This window comes from Flavobacterium sp. HJSW_4 (genome assembly GCF_042436695.1).
Taxonomy (GTDB): Bacteria; Bacteroidota; Bacteroidia; order Flavobacteriales; family Flavobacteriaceae; genus Flavobacterium.
Window position 1 is genome coordinate 1 of record NZ_JBHNPP010000029.1, and the last position, 20,621, is coordinate 20,621.

Annotated in this window: 15 protein-coding genes; all 15 read left to right on the forward strand. The window is 33.6% G+C overall.

Features of this window, described 5'->3' with window-relative positions:
* The coding region (locus ACE01P_RS20280; protein WP_379700856.1) for a hypothetical protein at positions 1–787 on the forward strand (787 nt) is incomplete at its 5' end.
* Positions 788–876: 89 nt separating this feature from the next.
* Complete coding sequence (locus ACE01P_RS20285; RefSeq protein ID WP_379700857.1) at positions 877–1,446, forward strand: DUF3109 family protein; 570 nt, start codon at positions 877–879, stop codon at positions 1,444–1,446.
* A 336-nt stretch (positions 1,447–1,782) separates the two neighbouring features.
* A complete protein-coding gene (locus ACE01P_RS20290; RefSeq protein WP_379700858.1) occupies positions 1,783–2,760 on the forward strand; it encodes a ribonucleotide-diphosphate reductase subunit beta in 978 nt (325 codons plus the stop codon).
* A gap of 264 nt (positions 2,761–3,024) precedes the next feature.
* A complete protein-coding gene (locus tag ACE01P_RS20295; protein WP_379700859.1) occupies positions 3,025–5,415 on the forward strand; it encodes a ribonucleoside-diphosphate reductase subunit alpha in 2,391 nt (796 codons plus the stop codon).
* Positions 5,416–5,527: 112 nt separating this feature from the next.
* On the forward strand, positions 5,528–5,911 hold the full coding sequence (locus tag ACE01P_RS20300; protein WP_379700860.1) for a hypothetical protein: 384 nt from the start codon (positions 5,528–5,530) through the stop codon (positions 5,909–5,911).
* A gap of 512 nt (positions 5,912–6,423) precedes the next feature.
* A complete protein-coding gene (locus ACE01P_RS20305) occupies positions 6,424–7,821 on the forward strand; it encodes a DUF1800 domain-containing protein (protein WP_379700861.1) in 1,398 nt (465 codons plus the stop codon).
* Positions 7,822–7,833: 12 nt separating this feature from the next.
* Positions 7,834–8,997, forward strand: coding sequence for a DUF1501 domain-containing protein (locus tag ACE01P_RS20310; protein ID WP_379700862.1), 1,164 nt, complete (start codon positions 7,834–7,836; stop codon positions 8,995–8,997).
* Positions 8,998–9,471: 474 nt separating this feature from the next.
* Complete coding sequence (locus ACE01P_RS20315; protein WP_379700863.1) at positions 9,472–10,311, forward strand: prephenate dehydratase; 840 nt, start codon at positions 9,472–9,474, stop codon at positions 10,309–10,311.
* A gap of 62 nt (positions 10,312–10,373) precedes the next feature.
* The gene (locus ACE01P_RS20320) at positions 10,374–11,519 is read left to right on the forward strand and encodes a pyridoxal phosphate-dependent aminotransferase (protein ID WP_379700864.1); all 1,146 of its coding nucleotides are present in this window, start codon (positions 10,374–10,376) and stop codon (positions 11,517–11,519) included.
* 97 nt (positions 11,520–11,616) lie between these two features.
* Positions 11,617–12,477 (forward strand): prephenate dehydrogenase, encoded by an 861-nt coding sequence (locus ACE01P_RS20325; RefSeq protein WP_379700865.1) that lies wholly within the window; start codon positions 11,617–11,619, stop codon positions 12,475–12,477.
* A gap of 13 nt (positions 12,478–12,490) precedes the next feature.
* Positions 12,491–13,573 (forward strand): bifunctional 3-deoxy-7-phosphoheptulonate synthase/chorismate mutase type II, encoded by a 1,083-nt coding sequence (locus ACE01P_RS20330; protein WP_053472520.1) that lies wholly within the window; start codon positions 12,491–12,493, stop codon positions 13,571–13,573.
* A gap of 222 nt (positions 13,574–13,795) precedes the next feature.
* Entirely contained in the window at positions 13,796–16,969 is a 3,174-nt protein-coding gene (locus ACE01P_RS20335) for a VIT domain-containing protein (RefSeq protein ID WP_379700866.1), read from the forward strand.
* Between the two features lie 143 nt (positions 16,970–17,112).
* A complete protein-coding gene (gene rsgA / locus ACE01P_RS20340) occupies positions 17,113–18,090 on the forward strand; it encodes a ribosome small subunit-dependent GTPase A (protein WP_379700867.1) in 978 nt (325 codons plus the stop codon).
* 90 nt (positions 18,091–18,180) lie between these two features.
* On the forward strand, positions 18,181–18,633 hold the full coding sequence (dtd, locus tag ACE01P_RS20345; protein ID WP_379700868.1) for a D-aminoacyl-tRNA deacylase: 453 nt from the start codon (positions 18,181–18,183) through the stop codon (positions 18,631–18,633).
* A gap of 64 nt (positions 18,634–18,697) precedes the next feature.
* Positions 18,698–20,605 (forward strand): DUF3857 domain-containing protein, encoded by a 1,908-nt coding sequence (locus ACE01P_RS20350; RefSeq protein WP_379700869.1) that lies wholly within the window; start codon positions 18,698–18,700, stop codon positions 20,603–20,605.
* The last annotated feature ends 16 nt before the right edge of the window (positions 20,606–20,621 follow it).

Here is a 20,621-nt window from a genome sequence, read left to right on the forward strand (position 1 = left end):
TGTTATGAAAAAGATGTGGGTTGTTGGGGTTTTAATGCTGTTGGTTTCATTCAATAGTATGCAGGCGCAAATTTTGAAAAATGCTTTAGAGAAATATTCAAAAAAGAATCAAAGCGCGCAGAATAATACAGATGCACAAACTGGTAATATGGAAAGTGCAATTTTAGGTTACGGGAAAAATAAAGTTGATCCTTCGGTTGTGCCAAATTCTTATGTCTTCAGTTGGAAATATATTATGGAAATAACGGCCAACGAAGGCAAGTCAATGAATGCCGAATATTTGCTAGAACCAAATAAATCGTATGTCGCAATGAATATGGCGCAAGGGCAAGATCAAAATATGCTGATGATTATGGATTCTGGAAATAATATTACGATAACGTGTTTTGGAAACGGAAAGGAAAAAATGGCATCAGCTTCAAAAATGCCTGATTACACTGATTTGGCTAAAAAAGAAAGTGAAAAATCTAAATTCACTATTAAAACATTGCCTGATAAAACATTTTTGGGTTATAACTGCAAAGGAGTTCAAATGACAAACGATCAATATGACATCATTTGTTATTATACGAGTGAAGCAAAAGTGAGTTTTGGTGATATGTTCAAAAATCAAAAAAACTGGAAAATGCCTGCGGAGTTTTCGTCTTATTTTAAACCTGACGAAAGAACTTTGCTGATGGATATGACAATGAAAGATTTGAAAAGCAGAAAAGTGACCACAATGAAATGTAAAAGTTTGGAGAAAAGTGCCTTTACATTCAATAAATCAGATTATAAATTTATGTAAGTAAAATAGATTGATTATAATCTGGAGGTATTAAAAGTTAATCTTTACGAGTGACTTTTATTTCCTGAATCTTTAGTTACCTTTGCAAAATGTTTCAATTAGGAAAAACCATAGTATCAGAGGATATCCTCGAAAAAGAATTTGTCTGTAATTTGTCAGCCTGTAAAGGTGCGTGCTGTGTCGATGGAGATGCCGGTGCGCCTTTGAATGAAGCTGAAACAAAGATTTTAGAAGAAATTTATCCAAAAGTAAAGCCCTTTTTACGCAAAGAAGGAATTGCCGCTATCGAAGCGCAAGGAACTTGGGTAAAAGGAACTGACGGAGATCTTGAAACTCCGCTTATTGACAATAAAGATTGCGCTTATGTAATTTTTGATGGAAAAACTGCGCTTTGCGGAATCGAGCAAGCTTACAATCAAGGTATAGTAGATTGGAAAAAACCTGTTTCTTGTCATTTATATCCAATTCGCGTAAAAGACTTCACAGAATTTGCGGCGGTTAATTATGACAAATGGGACATTTGCGATGACGCTTGTTCTTTAGGTAAAGAATTGGAAGTTCCGGTTTACAAATTTGTAAAAGAAGCATTGATAAGACGCTTTGGCGAAGATTGGTATATGGAACTTGAAAAGGTAGCTGAAGAACTTAAAAATTCATAAAAAAGCCATCAAAAATTATAGTCTTTTTGACTACAACTTTTGACTCAAAAAAATAAAGTTTTGACTCTAAAAAAACTTTTTAAAACTATTTAAAAATTCTTGCTTTTTATTCGAAAAAGTCTATATTCTACGGGGCTTTTTTAGCTGAAAAGCAATTTTAAACAACTCATTAGCAGTAAATTAATTATTGTCTGAATTTTTTTTCAAATTTAAGCCTTTGTTAAAAACTACGTCCGATTGTGAATAAGTTTGGCTTTTATTTTTGACGTGAAATGACAATCTTTGTAGTCTATCTGAATGAGTAAAAATTCAATAAAAAAATTAACAGAATCTGTCATGTCACAAATCGAACCAATATTACAAGAAAATAAAAATCGCTTCGTTATTTTTCCGATTAAGCATCATGATATTTGGGAGTGGTATAAAAAGATGGAAGCTAGTTTTTGGACTGCAGAAGAAATCGATTTGCACCAAGATTTGACAGACTGGAATAATAAGTTGAATGACGACGAAAGATATTTCATTAAACATATTTTAGCATTCTTTGCGGCTTCTGACGGAATCGTAAATGAAAATCTTGCTGAGAACTTTGTAAATGAAGTTCAATATGCTGAAGCTAAATTTTTCTATGGTTTCCAAATTATGATGGAAAACATTCATAGTGAAACGTATTCTTTATTAATTGACACTTACGTTAAAGACGAAGCAGAAAAAATAGAATTGTTTAATGCTTTAGAAGTATTCCCTGCAATTGCTAAAAAAGGAGAATGGGCTTTAAAATGGATCGAGTCTGATTCATTTGCTGAAAGACTTATTGCTTTTGCTGCAGTTGAAGGAATCTTTTTCTCGGGAGCTTTCTGTTCAATTTATTGGTTGAAAAAACGTGGACTTATGCCAGGTTTAACTTTCTCTAATGAGTTGATTTCTCGTGACGAAGGCGTACACTGTGATTTTGCAGTTCACTTGCATAACCATCACTTGGTTAACAAAGTTCCAAAAGAAAGAATTAAAGAAATCATTGTTGATGCTTTAGATATCGAAAGACAATTTGTTACAGAATCTCTTCCAGTAAGTTTAATTGGAATGAATGCAACTTTAATGACACAATATTTAGAATTTGTTGCTGACAGATTGTTAGTAGAATTAGGTTGCGAGCGTGTTTATGGATCAGCGAATCCGTTTGACTTCATGGACATGATTTCTCTTCAAGGAAAAACTAATTTCTTTGAAAAACGTGTTGCAGAGTATCAAAAATCAGGTGTGATGAACACAGATAGTGATGCTCAAAAAATTTCATTTGATGCAGATTTTTAGACAACAAAAATACTTTTAGCATTTACTTCTTCAAGAAATGCTAAAAAAAGATTAGCAGGAATATTTTAAGGTTGAATCTCTTTCCCAAATCGCAGATTCAATAGCAATTTTTGACGTATTTAAATTCGATTTTCGGATTTGAATCGAGTAACTATTGAGAATTCGGTAATTCTCGAAAAATAATTTTAAAACACGCAATGTTTAAGTGCTGGAGTTCGTTCTCTAGGTACTTTCATTTTTTCAATAACTATAAAAGGTAAGCTTATGTATGTAGTAAAAAGAGATGGCCACAGAGAGCCCGTAATGTTTGATAAGATTACAGAAAGAATCAAAAAATTGTGTTACGGCTTGAATGAGCTCGTAGATCCTGTTAAGGTAGCCATGAGAGTTATCGAAGGATTGTATGATGGGGTTTCGACTTCTGAACTAGATAATCTTGCAGCAGAAACGGCGGCTTCTATGACAATTGCGCATCCTGATTATGCTCAATTGGCAGCGCGTGTAGCAATTTCTAATCTACATTCAAATACTAAAAAATCTTTCTCAGAAACGATGAAAGATATGTATCACTACGTTAATCCAAGAAATGGGCAAGATGCTCCATTGGTTGCTGATGACGTGTACAAAGTGATTCAGGAAAATGCTGCTTTTTTAGATTCTCACATTATTTATACAAGAGATTTTAATTACGATTACTTTGGTTTCAAAACTTTAGAGCGTTCTTATCTTCTTAAAATAAACGGGAAAATCGTGGAGCGTCCGCAGCACATGTTAATGCGTGTTTCTGTTGGTATTCACTTAGACGATTTAAAATCGGTTATTGAAACTTACGATTTAATGTCTAAAAAGTTCTTTACGCACGCAACGCCAACGTTGTTCAACGCAGGGACTCCAAAACCTCAAATGTCTTCTTGTTTCCTTTTGGCAATGCAAGATGATAGTATTGATGGTATTTATGATACATTAAAACAAACAGCAAAAATCTCGCAATCAGCGGGAGGAATCGGACTTTCTATTCATAACGTTCGTGCGACTGGATCTTACATTCGCGGTACAAACGGAACTTCAAACGGAATTGTTCCGATGTTGAGAGTTTACAACGATACTGCTCGTTACGTAGATCAAGGTGGAGGGAAACGTAAAGGAAGTTTTGCGATTTACATCGAAACTTGGCATGCTGATATCTTTGATTTCTTGGATTTAAAGAAAAACCACGGAAAAGAAGAAATGCGTGCGAGAGATTTATTCTTCGCAATGTGGACTTCAGATTTATTCATGAAACGTGTTCAGGAAGATTCGACTTGGACTTTAATGTGTCCAAACGAATGTCCAGGATTATATGATGTTTATGGAGATGAATTCGAAGCATTATATACTGATTACGAATTTCAAGGAAAAGGAAGAAAAACAATCCGTGCTCGTGAATTGTGGGAGAAAATCCTAGAATCTCAAATCGAGACTGGAACACCATATATGTTGTACAAAGATGCAGCAAACCGTAAATCGAACCACAAGAATTTAGGAACTATCCGTTCTTCTAACTTGTGTACAGAGATTATGGAGTTTACATCTAAAGATGAAATTGCAGTTTGTAACTTGGCTTCTATTTCTCTTCCGATGTTCATCGACAACGGAAAATTCGATCACCAAGCACTTTACAATGTTACAAAACGTGTAACTCGTAACTTGAACAAAGTAATCGATAGAAACTACTATCCAGTAAAAGAAGCTGAAAATTCTAACTTCCGTCACCGTCCAGTTGGATTAGGAGTGCAAGGTTTAGCAGATGCTTTCATTATGCTTCGTATGCCTTTTACAAGTGATGAGGCTAAAGCTTTAAACCAAGAAATTTTCGAAACATTATACTTCGCAGCTGTAACGGCTTCTATGGAAATGGCAAAAGAAGAAGGACCATACTCAACTTTTGCTGGTTCGCCAATGTCACAAGGAGAATTCCAATACAACATGTGGGGATTAAAAGATGAGGAATTATCTGGTCGTTGGGACTGGGCTTCTTTAAGAAAAGAAGTTATGGAGCATGGAGTTCGTAACTCATTATTAGTTGCGCCGATGCCAACCGCTTCAACTTCTCAGATTTTAGGAAATAACGAAGCTTTCGAACCATATACTTCAAATATTTACACGCGTCGTGTATTATCTGGAGAGTTTATTGTAGTGAACAAACATTTACTAGAAGATTTAGTGAAATTAGGTTTATGGAACGAGTCATTGAAACAGGAAATTATGCGTCATAATGGATCGATTCAAAATATTGACATTATTCCGCAAGACTTAAAAGATCTTTACAAAACAGTTTGGGAAATGTCGATGAAAGATATTATCGATATGTCTCGTCAAAGAGGTTACTTTATTGACCAGTCTCAATCGTTGAACTTGTTCATGCAAGATGCAAACTATTCTAAACTAACGTCAATGCACTTCTACGCTTGGCAATCTGGTTTAAAAACAGGAATGTATTACTTAAGAACAAAAGCGGCTGTAGATGCGATTAAATTCACATTAAACAACGATAAAAAAGAAGAAGCTCCATCTTTAGTTCAAGAAAGTGAAGCAATCAGCGTTGAAGATTACAAAGCAATGTTATTGAAAGCACAGGCAGCAGATCCAGAGGATTGTGAAATGTGTGGGTCTTAATTGTAGATTTTAGATCTAAGAATTTAGATTTTAATTTGATATATAAAAAAGCAGTTGTCATTTTTGATAGCTGCTTTTTTGTTTATTTGTTGCTTAAATATTTATATAGGTTTTGATGAATAAATTTTTAATCTCCATTTTGTTTTTATTGAATTTCGTCGTCTATGCTCAGAAGAAAGATGTTGTTTATAGAATTGCTTACGATTCGTATCCTGCAGTTGGTTATTCTTATGAAGTAGGTGTGTTGTATTTGCGAGATGATAATAGTTATAGGCGCTTGCTTCAAAAGTATAATTCAAGAAAAATGGCGAGAAAAAATGTTTTAAGAAGCTCTGTTGATGAATATGGGAAATGGAAAATGTCTGGTGATACTTTATTACTTTATGATAATAATAATAGACGAATGAAATTTTTCAAAATCAGTGATAAAAGAATAGCTTTTATATTTGATGATATTGATAGATCTACATATTATTGGAGAAAAGTAAAAAATTGATGTAAATGGATTTAAATTCAATTCATAAAAACAAAAAGGATTATTATAAACTAGCAAATGACTATTTGTTGAATATAGATTTTAATGAGTTAGATATTAGCTTTGATGAATCACTTCAAAATTTATTTCAATTTTAATTGATCACGATTTTATTCCGACACCATGTGTTGAAATAAAATTAGAACTTCAAAAAGATCAAATTAAAACTGGAAATTATTTGTTGTATATTGATGAAAGCAAACAATTTTTAGATGAATTTTTATTTTAAAGATTTTCAAACATAGCCCACGGTTTCAACCGTGGGAACGCAAAAAGGAGCATCATACGTCTCCCATGGTTGAAACCGTGGGCAATGTTGATTGTGATTGTCTTGACAATATCCCCAAAAATCCTCCGTTTTAATTAATACCAAAGACTTTTAAAACTTATCATCTCAGAATCTTAGCGACTTAGTCTCTTTTAAATTAAACCTTTAAATGAGAATCAAGTCTTATTGTAATAATTTCTGAATTATGAAAAAAAGCAATCTTTGGTCATTACGATTAGGTTTTTCAGGAAAACAAGCCACTCAAATTGAAAAGATAGGATTAGAAAAGTTTCTAAAACATTCCTATAACTCCAAATTTGATAAACAACTTCCAGATTTTCTGCAGGATCAACCTAAAACGACTTTGGAATTAAAGGAGATCAGAGAGCAAATAAAAATCTCAGGTCCCGAAACCAGAAAAGAATTTCAGAAAAAAGAAAATCAAGCAAACGTCGCATTTAAAAAATGGTGGATTGCTAAAATGCGTACAGACGAATTTCCGCTTCGCGAGAATATGGTTTGTTTTTGGCACAATCACTTCGTGTCGACTTCACAAAAAGTAAAAATCAACTATTGGATTTATCAGCATAATATGATTTTGCGCGAAAATGCTTTTGGGAATTTTAAAGAATTGACGAAACAGATTCTGAAATCTAATGCAATGGTGCGATATCTCGATAACGGCGATAACAAAAAAGGAAAAATAAACGAAAACCTTAGTCGTGAATTACTGGAATTATTTACAATTGGAATTGAAAATTATACTGAAAACGACATTAAAAACGGTGCAAAAGCATTAGCGGGTTTAAATATCGGCGATGACAGCGCGGTTTACCGAAAAAATATAGAAGACAACAGCGATAAAACCTATTTCGGGAAAACGGGAAACTGGAAAGCAGATGATTTGGTTGATATTATTTTCGAACAGAAAAATATTCCCTATTTAATTACTCGAAAAATTCTAAAATGGTTTGTATATGATAACCCGCCAGAAGATTTGGTGGCGTACTATGGGGATTATTTTAGAAAAGAAAAATTCGAAATTCAGCCTTTACTGACTAAGATTTTTACGGAAGAATTTTCGAAAGAGAATTCCGGAAATAAAATCAAAAATCCGCTGGTTTATATTTTACAGCTTTACGATGAATTACAAATTGATAATGTTGACGATGCTGCAATCATGGCATTTATAAAACAACAGGGAATGGATTTGTACAATCAGGTAAATGTGAAAGGCTGGGATGGAGGAAATTCTTGGTTGACTTCGCAGATTTATCTCCAAAGAAATAATACCGCAGATTTATTATGCAGTGGAAAAAGTCTCAATCGAAGAGTTTTGAAAACCATGATGAATGGAGTTGAAAAAGAAAAATCAGAATATGAAAAAGCTGATGTAAAAGTCACTTTTGATTCAAACGGAAATAATAAAACTATTATTTCTGAATTGTCAAACCGATTATTATTCGCGGTAAGCGATTCGGCTCAAAAAGACATGGAGAATCTTTTGAAATACGATTTTGATCCAAAAGAACCTCATGCCGATTTTGCAGTTGTCCGCGTATTCAATTACATCACAAAACTGCCAGAATATCAATTAATTTAGAAAACAAGCATCATGAACAGAAGAGATTTTCTAACATTGACAGGAACTTTTACAGGTGGGATGCTTGTATTGCCTGATTTTTTACACGCTTTTGGTTCGCAAACTAATCTGGTTGTTGGCGAACAATGCATTGTTTTTGTGCAATTGAACGGAGGAAACGACGGTTTGAATACTTTTATTCCATACGACGATCCGTTGTATTATGATTATAGGACTAAAATTGCTTTAAATAAAGATGTTGTGGTTGGGAAGAATAAAGGAATGGCATTTCATCCTTCATTGAAAGATTTCGCTCAAATGCAGCAAAACGGAGATTTAACCGTAATTCAGAATGTCGGTTATCCAGAACCAATCCGATCGCATTTTAGAAGTCAGGAAATCTGGCAAACGGCAACCGATTCTAATAAATATATTAATGAAGGCTGGCTCGGAAGATTTTTGGATTTGCAATGTAACGGACATCAGGCGACGGCTGGAATCAATTTAGACTCAATTGATAATTTGGCCTTAAAAGGAGTTGAGCCGAATTTTATTACTATAAAAGATCCAAACCGATTTAAGGTAAAATCAAAAGAAGAAAATGTGACTTTATCGCAGAATCCGCATTTAGATTTTGTTCGAAAAATTGCCAATTCGGTTACCGAAGGTTCAGATGAAATTCAGAAAGCATTAGCCAAATCGAAAAATGAAATCAGTTATCCGAAAACAGAATTATCTAAAAATCTAGAATGGATAGCTCGTTTAATAAAAGGAAATCTAAACTCGAAAGTGTATTATACTTCTCTCGGCGGATTCGATACGCACGATAATCAGCTTGCCATTCACGAAAGAAAACTAACCGATTTAAACGATGCGCTTTATAGTTTTTACAGCGATTTAAAACAAGCGCAATTGCTTCAAAACGTTACAGTCGTAGTTTTCTCCGAATTTGGACGACGAGTAAAAGACAACGGAAACGGAACCGATCATGGAACTGCCGCGCCAATGTTCATCATCGGAGGAAATAATAAAGGAACTATTTTAGGAAAAAATCCAAACTTAGCAGACTTAGACAACGGCGATTTAAAATATGAAATAGATTTTAGAAGCGTCTACGCCTCATTATTAAAACAAAAAATGGATTTCGATTATTCTAAAATCGGGATTATGAATAAACCAGTTTCTGGATTGTTTTAAAAGTTTGGTTGCCACGAATTCCACAAATTTCCACAAATTTTAATTTGTTATCTGTTATATAAATTCAGGAAATTGAATTTTACATTATGATAAATTAGTGTCAATTTGTGGAATTCGTGGCAAAAAAACTTAATACCTTAGAATCTCAGAACCTTAGAACCTAGATTTAATATTCTCATTTTAAGCCGATTTTTTTATATTATCATACAAAACCTGCTAAATTTGTTAAGAAATCCTTTTTTGTTTCATAAAATGCAATCTTTTTTTTGGTGCACTAAAAATAATTTATACATTCGCAAAGAATTTAAAACAAAACACAAACAAAATGGCAAGTAACCGTTTTTATTTTAGCAACTCTTTTTATTTCTTCTTTAGTAGAAGTGAGGATTGTGCTATGGTTATTTGAGATCAAATTTTAAGACAAATAAAACTAATATACAATCCTGATGCAAATCAGGATTTTTTTTTGACTATATGACAACGAAAATTGCAATACAAGGTATTAAAGGATCATTTCATCATCAGGTTGTGAAAGAGTATTTCTCTGAAAATGTGGATATTGATGAATGCTTGTCTTTTGAAGAATTGATCGACAGCCTTATTGCCGGAAAATCTGATCAGGCTGTAATGGCGATCGAAAATTCAATTGCGGGTCCGATTATTCCAAATTATGCTTTGATTGACAAGAATAATTTGCACATTATTGGAGAGCATTATTTAAATATTCAGCAGAATTTAATGGCTTTAAAAGGTCAGAAAATTGAAGATATTAGAGAAGTTCATTCGCACCCAATGGCACTTTTGCAGTGTATGGATTTCTTGAAACAATATCCAAATATCAAATTGGTTGAGGATAAAGATACAGCAGAAACAGCAAGAAGAATTCAGGAAAAACAATTAACCGGAATTGCTGCAATTGCAAGTCAAACAGCAGCAGAAATGTACGATCTTGATATTATTGCGTCATCGATTCAAACGATCAAAAATAATATGACTCGTTTCGTAATCATTAAAAAACAGAATTCATTTCTGCCAGAAAGCGAAATCAACAGAGCTTCTGTAAAATTTGAATTAGATCATAAAAGAGGAAGTTTAGCAGCAGTTTTAAACGTAATGAGTGACTGCAAACTGAATTTGACAAAAATCCAGTCGCTTCCAAAAATTGAAACACCTTGGAAATATTCCTTCTTCGTAGACGTAACATTTGAGAAATACGAAGATTTTGCAAAAGCCAAAACGTTATTAAACATAATGGCAGAATATTTTAAAGTGTTGGGAGAATACAAAAATACGAAACCTTTAAGTGAATCTTAAAGTTGAAAAATCAAAAGTCTTAAAGTCAAAAAAGAAAGCTTAAAGCAAATTAAATATAAATCATGATTACAACAGCAAAACGATTAGACACAGTTGAAGAATACTACTTCTCATCAAAATTAAGAGAAGTGAGACAGCTGATGTCTGAAGGAAAATCGATCATCAATATGGGAATTGGAAGCCCTGATTTGAGTCCGTCGAAAGCAGTAATTGAAGCGGTAGCCGCGGCAATTCAAGACGAGAATGGGCATGGTTATCAAAGCTATCAGGGATTACCGGAAATGAGGCAGGCGATGGCAGATTTTTATCAAAATCAGTTTGGTGTTGAAGTGAATCCGAATAATGAGATTTTACCTCTAATGGGTTCAAAAGAAGGGATTATGCATATTTCGCTTGCATTTTTAAATCCAGGCGATCACGTTTTAATTCCGAATCCAGGTTATCCAACTTATACTTCGGTAACCAATTTGGTAGAAGCAGTTCCGGTTTATTATGATTTGAAAGAAGAAAATGCATGGGAACCAGACTTCGAAGCTTTAGAAAAATTAGACCTTTCGAAAGTAAAAATAATGTGGCTGGGTTATCCGCACATGCCGACAGGAGCGAGAGGAAATTTAGCGTTATTTGAAAAATTGGTTGCTTTTGCTAAAAAACACAACATATTATTGATCAATGATAATCCGTATAGTTTTGTTTTGAATGATAATCCGATGAGTTTATTGCAAGTTGAAGGTGCGAAAGAAGTAGCTTTAGAATTAAACTCTTTAAGTAAGACATTCAACATGGCAGGCTGGAGAGTCGGAATGGTTTTAGGAAATCCTGAAATTATCGATGCTGTTTTAAAAGTAAAAAGCAACATGGACAGCGGAATGTTTTACGGAATCCAAAAAGGAGCAATTGCAGCTTTAAAATGTGATAAATCTTGGTTTGAAGATCAGAACAAAATTTACAAACGCCGTAGAGAATTGACGGAAAAATTAGCTGAAAAGTTAAATTGTAAAGTTTATAAAGAAGGAGTTGGGCTTTTTGTCTGGGCCAAACTTCCAGAAGGAATAGAATCAGCAGAGAAGTTCATTGACGAAATATTATATGAGAAACATATTTTCATTACACCGGGAACCATTTTTGGAAGCAACGGCGAAGGATATATCAGATTCTCATTGTGTGTAAAAGAAGAAAAAGTACAAGAAGCGATTGATCGATTTTAGAAGTCATTGCGAGGGACGAAGCAATCTCAGTTGCTGAATCATTGTTAGTGTGATTGCTTCGTTCCTCGCAATGACATAGCTTCAAATAAAAAAAAATATGAAAGTATACGTAATAGGAATAGGGTTAATAGGCGGTTCGATGGTGTTAGACATCAAAGGACGTTATCCTGATGCAACTATTTTAGGAATTGACAGTAACGAACAGCATTTGCAACAAGCAATAGATTTAGGAGTTATTGACGAAGCAGGAAGTTTCGAAGATTTACAAAAAGCAGATTTTGTAATTGTTTCGGTTCCTGTAGATGTAGCGCTAACAGTTTTACCTAAAGTTTTGGATGCAGTAGGAGATAAAACGATTGTTTTTGAAGTTGGATCGACTAAAAAGCCAATTTGTGAAGCAGTAGCGAATCATCCAAAAAGAAGAAATTTTATTGCTACACACCCAATTGCAGGAACAGAGTTTTCTGGACCATCGGCGGCAATAAGAGGTTTGTTTCAAGGAAAAACAAATATTATCTGCGAAGTCGAAAAGACAGCTTTTAAATTACAAGAGAAAGCATTAAATCTTTTTACTTCGATTGGAATGAGAATCAGATATATGGATCCCGTTTCACACGATAAACACATTGCTTACGTTTCGCATTTATCGCACATTAGTTCGTTTATGCTTGGGAAAACGGTAATGAATAAAGAAAAAGACGAACAGGATATTTTTGACATGGCGGGAAGTGGATTTGAAAGTACAGTTCGTTTAGCAAAAAGTTCGCCAGCAATGTGGACACCGATTTTTAAACAAAATAAAGAACACGTTCTGGAAACATTAGAAGCATATATTTCAAACCTAAGTCGGTTTAGAGATTTGCTGAAAGAAGAAGATTATAACGCCATTTTTGAAGAAATGGAAAGCACAAATAAAATAAAAGAAATACTAAACGGATTAACAACAACTAAAAAGTAAAATTAGAATTAAGATGGAAAATAAGAAAGAAATGAGAAAGTGGTTAGAAGATTTCAATTTAAATCACCCACTTGTGATAGCTGGACCTTGTAGTGCAGAAACTGAAGATCAAGTTTTGAAAATTGCTCACGAATTGAAAGATTCAAAAGTAAGTGTTTTCAGAGCTGGAATCTGGAAACCAAGAACTCGTCCAGGAGGATTTGAAGGTGTTGGTGAAATTGGATTAAAATGGTTGCAAAAAGCTAAAGCTGAAACAGGTTTATTAATGGGTACTGAAGTTGCAACTGCAGCGCACTGTAAACTTGCTTTAGAACACGATATCGACGTATTATGGGTTGGTGCACGTACAACTGCAAACCCTTTTGCAGTTCAAGAAATTGCTGATACATTAAAAGGAACTGATAAAATTGTTTTGGTGAAAAACCCAGTAAACCCAGATTTAGCTTTATGGTTAGGTGGTGTTGAGCGTTTGCACATGGCAGGTATCGAGAAATTAGGTGTGATCCACAGAGGTTTCTCTACTTACGAAAAAACAAAATACAGAAACATTCCAGAATGGCAAATTGCTATCGAATTGCAAAACAAATTCCCTGATTTACCATTAATCATCGATCCATCTCACATTACTGGAGATCGTAAAATGATTTTTGAAGTAACGCAAGAGGCTTTAGATTTGAATTACGATGGTATGATCATCGAAACACACTTCGACCCAGACAACGCTTGGTCTGATGCTGCGCAACAAGTTACTCCAGATGCTTTGAAACAAATCATCAAAGATTTGACTATCAGAAAAACGGATGATACTACAGACGAGTACAGCCAAAAAATGACTAAACTAAGAGCTAACATCGACGTTCTTGATGCTAACTTATTAGAGTTATTAGGAAAACGTATGAAAGTTGCTGACGAAATTGGTCAGGTTAAGAAAGATGCAAACGTTGCAATTCTTCAAAATAACCGTTGGAACGAAATCTTAGGAAAAATGATTTTAGAAGGTGAGAAAAAAGGTCTTACTGAAGAGTTCGTTTTAAGAATGTTCAAAGCAATTCACCAAGAAAGTATTGGACACCAAGAGAAAATTTTCAACGCATAATTTTCGTCAACATATAAGTGATATAAGTTAATTTAAGTTTTGAAAAAACTTTGTTATTGAGTTTAATTATATCACACATTTAAAATTAGATTGTTTTTTAAAAATCCCTATTGCTTTGAAAAAAGTGGTGGGGATTTTTTTTTGAAATAAATATATTTGTTTCCCAACCTTTTTATCTTTTTTGTTCTCTATACAATTATATAACTTTTAAATTTCAATGCCATGAAACCAAAACAGCTTTTGCCAAATTGGGTTTTTTCTCAAACAAGGATGAATTTATTTCTTTGTTTTTTGTTGTTTTTTGGAACAAAAGTCATTGCGCAAAGTCCAGAACTGACAGTTAAAGGAGAAGAAGCTGAGAAAGTACGAATGAGTCAGTTAAAGGTTAATGTGAAAATCGTTGGCAATATTGCTTACACGACAGCTGAGATGCATTTTTTCAATTCGGGAACTCGTCAGATGGAAGCTGAACTTATTTTTCCATTGCCTGAAAATGTTTCGGTTTCTAGATATGCAATTGATATTAATGGAAAATTACGAGAAGCTGTTCCAGTAAACAAAAATAAAGGGAAACAGGTTTTTGAAGCAATAGAACATCGTCGTGTCGATCCAGGATTGTTGGAAAAAGTCGATGGAAATAATTTTAAAACTAGAATTTATCCTTTAATGCCAAACGGAGAACGAATCGTTGTTATTGGTTACGAAGAAGAACTTTCGGCTTTAGATAAAGATAATTTGGTGTATCAGCTTTTAAGCCGTTATCCTAAAAAGTTGGATGAATTCGAAATTAATGTTTCGGTTTTAGGCGCTGCAGCGAAACCTGTTGTAAGCGGAGAATCAGATAAGGAAATTGTTTTCTCAAAGTGGAATCAATCTTTCGAGGCTTCTCAAAAGAAAGAAAACTATCAGCCTTCAGAAAAATTACTTTTTAAAATTCCAATTCAGCAAAATATTCCGAGTGTTATAATGCAGGATGCTGGAGGTCAATATTATTTCTACGGAAATACTTTTGTGGACGGAACTAAAATGGCAAAGAAAACTCCAAATTCAATTGGTTTGATTTGGGATAATTCTTTGAGTTGTCAAACACGCGATTTGAAAAAAGAATTGGATTTGTTAGATGCTTATTTTCAGAAAATAAAAAACACAAAAGTGACTTTGTATTTTCTGAATTATACTTTCGAAAAACAAAAAGAATTTGTGATTTCAAACGGAAATTGGTCAGACTTAAAAGCAATTTTAGAAAAAACAAAATACGATGGTGGAACTCGTTTTTCACAAATCAATTTTGAAAATCAAGATGAATATTTATTTTTTTCTGACGGATTATCTTCTTTGAGCGAAAATGTTCTTCCAAAAACAAAAAAGCCAATTTATGCTGTAACGTCTTCTGTTTCTGCCGATTTTGTATTTCTGAATTTTTCAGCAACAAAAACAGGAGGAAGTTTAATCAATTTAAACCAGACAAATCTAGAAACGGCTTTGGATAAATTAACAAACACGAGTTTGAAATTTCTTGGTATTAAAGAAAATCTTACTGTGACTGATTTATTTCCGATGGAAGGAAGTTCGGTTTCAGGAAATTTCAGTTTTTCAGGAATTTCTCTGAATCCAAAAAATGAAATTACATTGCTTTTTGGTTACAATAATGAAGCTGTTTTAGAAAGAAAAATAACTTTAGATGTAGCACTTCAAAATACAACAGATATCAATGTTGAAAGACTTTGGGCGCAGAAAAAGATTGCGAACCTTGAATTGCGATATGATCAAAATGCAGACGAAATTGAACTTTTAGGAAAGAAGTTCGGAATCGTAACCAAAAACACTTCGTTGATTGTTCTAGAAAATGTTCGTGATTATATTATGTACGATATTTTGCCGCCAGCAGAATTGCGTGCTGAATTTGATCAAATTAAAAAACAAGAACAAGACAATACTTTGGCTCAACATAAAAATAATTGGGAAAGCATTGATAGTTATTTCAATAGTATAAACTCTTGGTGGAAAAAAGACGTGAAATATGCAGGACAGAAAATCGCATCTAAATACAAGTATAATAGACAAGTTCCACCGCCCCCACCGCCCCCAAATGGAAGAAGTAGAGGTAGAAATATGGTAAGAAGCCAAGTTATTCAAACTACTATAAAAGGAGATCCTGATGCTGTGCTGACGGTAGATGAACCTGTTGGAGCAGGGCGAGCAGAGAATATGACTATTGAGGAAGATAATGCTGTATATGAAACTACTCCGCCGTCGCCAAGCGCACCAAAAGTTGATCAAGTTAAATTTGTAGTTCCTGTTGTAGCAAAAGCGGAAGAGATTGTTGAAGATCGACAAGTAGTTACTGAATTAAAAGATAAAAAAGTTGGAAGTGAAATGATAAGAGAAGAGGCTGTTGCAGGTAAAGTTGCAGGAGTTGAAATTCAATCAGCATCTGAAACGGGGCCATCTTTAAATTATTCTGTTACTGATACACTCAGTTTTGATTCTAAGAATAAAGACAAAATCTGGAATCCAGACAGATTGTATTTAAAAGCTTTAGCCTCAGCACCAAAAGAAAAACAATACGATTTGTATTTCGAATTGAGAAAATCGCAAGAAAGAAATCCTAGTTTTTATTTTGATGTAGCCCATTTTTTCTACAATCAAGGCGATGTGAAAAAAGCATTACAAGTTATTAGCAATATTGCTGATTTAGGTTTAGAAAATCATCAGCTATATAAAACGCTTACCTACACTTTGCGTCAATGGAAAGATTATGAAGATGCTGTTTTTACAGCAAAACAAGTCGCAAAATGGAGAGCGCATGAACCGCAAAGTTTAAGAGATTATGCATTAGCACTGGAAGACGTAGGAAAGTATCAAGAAGCTTTTGATGAATTGTTAAAATCGCTTGAAGTGAATTATTATGGAGAAATGAGCGGACAATATGAAGGTGTTGAAGATATTGTTTTGATGGATATTAGTCGCTTGATGGCTGAACATTCTGGATTAAAAACAGGTAAACTAGATAAAAAATACATTGCTAAAATGCCTATCGATATCAGAATCATTATGAATTGGAACCAAATGGATGTCGATTTGGATTTGCATGTAATTGAACCAACTGGAGAAGAGTGCTATTTCAGTCATAAAAGCACAGCAATTGGCGGAAGATTTTCAAAAGATTTTACGCAAGGTTATGGTCCAGAGCAATATTTGATTAGAAATGCGGTGAAAGGAAAATATCAAATCAAGACTAATTATTTTGGCGAAAGCGAATTAACCGAAAATGGTCCAGCAACAATTATGGTTGAAATTTATACCACTAAAGCCGGCAAAGTATCGAGAATTTTAAAAACAATTCAGTTAGGAAAAGTAAAAGAGAATGAGATTTTAGCCGAAATAGTTTGGTAAAGTCTGCAAATTAAGGATATGTCTTTCAAATTTAAAAGGTGAAGTTGCGTTGTTCAATTCAAAAAACGTAATTTTGCCTTTTAAAATTTTTAGATTTCTCAATAGTAAATTCAGAAATCTAAAATCTACAATCTAAAATTTGAATGACAGGAACCGTTTATAAATCTACAGGAAGCTGGTATACCGTGAAATCTGAAAAAGGAGATTTTGTGGAATGCCGTATGAAAGGGAAATTCAGAATAAAAGGTATTAAAAGTACCAATCCTATTGCTGTAGGCGATATTGTTGATTATGAGTTGGATGAAACTTCGGATGCCGTAACAGGAACGATTCATAATATTCATGAAAGAAAAAATTATATCGTTCGTAAATCGGTTAATTTGTCTAAACAGATTCATATTATTGCTTCTAATATCGATCAGGTTTTTTTATTGATTACAATTGATAATCCGCCAACAACTACAAGTTTTATTGATCGTTTTTTGGTTACTGCCGAAGCATACGGAATTGAAGCTATTCTTGTTTTTAATAAAATTGATACTTTAACGGAGCAGACTTTAGATGATCAGCTTTATTTGCAGCATATTTATTCTGAAATTGGGTATAAATGTCTTCGAATTTCATCCACAGAAAATAAAGGAGTTGACAAACTGAAAGAAATGATGATTGGCAAAGTAAGCATGTTTTCTGGACATTCAGGTGTTGGGAAATCTACTTTGGTTAATGCACTTGAGCCAAGTCTTCATTTAAAAACTACTGTTATTTCAGAACAAAGCAAACAAGGTCAGCACACTACAACTTTTGCCGAAATGTATGATTTGTCTTTTGATGCCAGAATCATCGACACGCCAGGAATCAAAGGTTTTGGAATCGTAGATATGGAACCGTCTGAAATTAGCGGTTATTTTCCAGAATTCTTCAGATTGAAAGACCAATGTAAGTTTAACAACTGTTTGCATAAAGAAGAACCTCATTGTGCGATAAAAGCAGCTTTAGAAAAAGATGAAATCGCTTGGTCGCGTTACAATAGTTATCTGAAAATCCTAGAAGGAGACGATGAACATTATCGCACCGATACGTATGGCGAAGATCGTGCTGCTAGTGATGAAACGAGAAAATAGAATTTTAAATTTCAAATCCCAATTGTAGCATAGTTTGAAAATCTGTAAAAATCCTTAATTTGTGGAATTAAACCATAATTCAAAATTATAATGAAAGTCGTAATTCAGAGAGTTTCCGAAGCATCAGTAACTGTTGATGGTCAAAAAACAGCAGATATTCAAAAAGGTTTATTGGTTTTAGTTGGGATTGAAGATGCCGATACACAGGAAGACATTGATTGGCTTGCTGGGAAAATCATTAAAATGAGAATCTTTGGAGACGAAAATGATGTTATGAATTGTTCAGTTCAGGATATCGATGGCGATATTATTGTCGTGAGTCAGTTTACACTTCATGCTTCAACGAAAAAAGGGAACCGTCCTTCTTACATAAAAGCCTCAAAACCAGACTTTGCAATTCCTACTTACGAGAGCTTTGTTGAGGCAATAGAAAAAGAGTTTGGAAAGAAAGTACAGACCGGAATTTTTGGTGCAGATATGAAAGTCAGTCTCTTAAACGACGGGCCAGTTACAATTGTAATGGATAGTAAAAACAGGGAATAAAATATTATTAAACATTTGTTAAGGATTTCTAAAAATAATATATATTTGACGAAAATACTTACTAATGAAAAACCTTTTTTTTGCGATATTTTTACTTTTTTTAAACCTTACTTCATTCGCTCAAAAGGGCAATTATCCCATAATTTTTGTACCAGATAGTTTAAAACAAAATGCTAATGCTGTTCTTCGTTTAGATCAGATGGATATTGTTATTGCTTCGCAAAGAAGTATGAATGTCAAAATTCAAAGAGTTGTTTCTGTTTTAAATGAAAAAGGATTAAATGATATCGACGCCTATTGTCATTATGACAAAACAACTTCAGTAAAAAATATTGAAGCTATAGTTTATGATGCGCTCGGAAATGAAATCAAAAAAATCAAGAGAAAAGATTTTAAAGATCAGAGCGCGGTAGGCGGAAGTACTCTTTTTTCAGACAGTCGCGTACTTTTTTTAGATTACACACCAATTTCGTATCCCTTTACGATTGCTTATACAAGCGAAATTGAAACTTCGAATACTGCATTTATACCGAAATGGTATTTTATTGGCAGTTATAATTTGAGCGTAGAAAGATGTGTTCTGAATGTTACTTTTCCAAAAGGATTGGGCTTTAAAAAGAAAGAGTTCCGATTTGATAATTTCAATATCAAAAAAACAGCTGATTCCGATACCAATTTAAGTTATATAGCGACAAATATTCTTGCTCAAAAACAAGAAGATCTTAGTCCTGCTCTTTCAGATCTTTTTCCTAAAGTCATGATGGGATTAGAAAATTTTCACTTGGAAGGAGTTGACGGAAATGCTACTACTTGGGAAGCATTTGGTAAATGGTATGGCGACAAAATCTTGAATGGAACAACTGTTTTACCAGAAGAAACAAAATCAAAAATTAAAGCTTTGGTTGGGAATGAAAAAGATCCTGTCAAAAAAGCTAAAATCATTTATGATTATGTACAGAAAAAATCTCGATATGTAAACATTGCTATTGGTATTGGCGGCTGGAAACCTATGCTGGCAAACGATGTTGATCGTTTAGGATATGGAGATTGCAAGGCATTGACAAATTATACAAAAGCACTTTTGCAGGTTGTAGATGTTCCGTCGTACAATACTATTTTATATGGCGATCGCTACAAAGAAGATATTCAATCCGATTTTGTTTCGATGCAAGGAAATCATATGATTTTGGCAATTCCTAACCAGGATAATTATATCTGGCTAGAATGTACGAGTCAAGATGGACCATTTGGATATCAAGGAACTTTTACAGATGATCGCGATGTTTTAGTAGTAAAACCTGATGGAGGAGAAATTGTTCGAACTAAAATCTATGCTGATAACGGAAATACTCAGGAAGGAAAAGGAGTTTATACAATTGATCAAACTGGAAATTTTTCAGGAGTTTTAAAAATAGCCTCTCAAGGAAGTGCATATGATTCTAAATCTCGAGTAGAAACAATGCAACCGAATGAGAAAGAAGAACACTATAAAGAATATTGGGACAATATAAACAACTTAAAATTGGGTAAAATTACTTTTACCAATGATAAAGAGAATATTCGTTTTACTGAAGATGTCCAGATCAGCGCTGTGAATTATGGAGCACTTTCAGGAAATAAAATGATTTTTGTGGTTGATGCTTTCAACCAATATACGGGAAATGTAAAACGAATTAGAAACCGTAAAAATCCATTTCAAATCCAGCGTGGTTTTTTAGATACAGATGAAATCGAAATCAATCTGCCAGAAGGTTTCAGTATCGAATTTCTGCCTTCCAATTATGAATTAAAAGGAAAATTTGGCGAGTATAAAACCGAAATCATCAAAAAAGATAACAATAAATTGACTTATAAAAGATCAATGTTTCTTAGCAAAGGCAAATATTCAAATAAAGAATACGATGAGTATCGATTGTTTATGGAACAAGTTTCTAGAAATGATAACGCCAAAATTATACTTACCAAAAACTAACAAATCAAAACCAAAA

Bases quoted from the DNA above. Each gene is read 5' to 3' on its own strand.
- ACE01P_RS20285 (WP_379700857.1), top strand. From the start codon at position 877: ATGTTTCAATTAGGAAAAACCATAGTATCAGAGGATATCCTCGAAAAA.
- ACE01P_RS20290 (WP_379700858.1), top strand. From the start codon at position 1,783: ATGTCACAAATCGAACCAATATTACAAGAAAATAAAAATCGCTTCGTT.
- ACE01P_RS20295 (WP_379700859.1), top strand. From the start codon at position 3,025: ATGTATGTAGTAAAAAGAGATGGCCACAGAGAGCCCGTAATGTTTGAT.
- ACE01P_RS20305 (WP_379700861.1), top strand. From the start codon at position 6,424: ATGAAAAAAAGCAATCTTTGGTCATTACGATTAGGTTTTTCAGGAAAA.
- ACE01P_RS20310 (WP_379700862.1), top strand. From the start codon at position 7,834: ATGAACAGAAGAGATTTTCTAACATTGACAGGAACTTTTACAGGTGGG.
- ACE01P_RS20315 (WP_379700863.1), top strand. From the start codon at position 9,472: ATGACAACGAAAATTGCAATACAAGGTATTAAAGGATCATTTCATCAT.
- ACE01P_RS20320 (WP_379700864.1), top strand. From the start codon at position 10,374: ATGATTACAACAGCAAAACGATTAGACACAGTTGAAGAATACTACTTC.
- ACE01P_RS20325 (WP_379700865.1), top strand. From the start codon at position 11,617: ATGAAAGTATACGTAATAGGAATAGGGTTAATAGGCGGTTCGATGGTG.
- ACE01P_RS20330 (WP_053472520.1), top strand. From the start codon at position 12,491: ATGGAAAATAAGAAAGAAATGAGAAAGTGGTTAGAAGATTTCAATTTA.
- ACE01P_RS20335 (WP_379700866.1), top strand. From the start codon at position 13,796: ATGAAACCAAAACAGCTTTTGCCAAATTGGGTTTTTTCTCAAACAAGG.
- rsgA (WP_379700867.1), top strand. From the start codon at position 17,113: ATGACAGGAACCGTTTATAAATCTACAGGAAGCTGGTATACCGTGAAA.
- dtd (WP_379700868.1), top strand. From the start codon at position 18,181: ATGAAAGTCGTAATTCAGAGAGTTTCCGAAGCATCAGTAACTGTTGAT.
- ACE01P_RS20350 (WP_379700869.1), top strand. From the start codon at position 18,698: ATGAAAAACCTTTTTTTTGCGATATTTTTACTTTTTTTAAACCTTACT.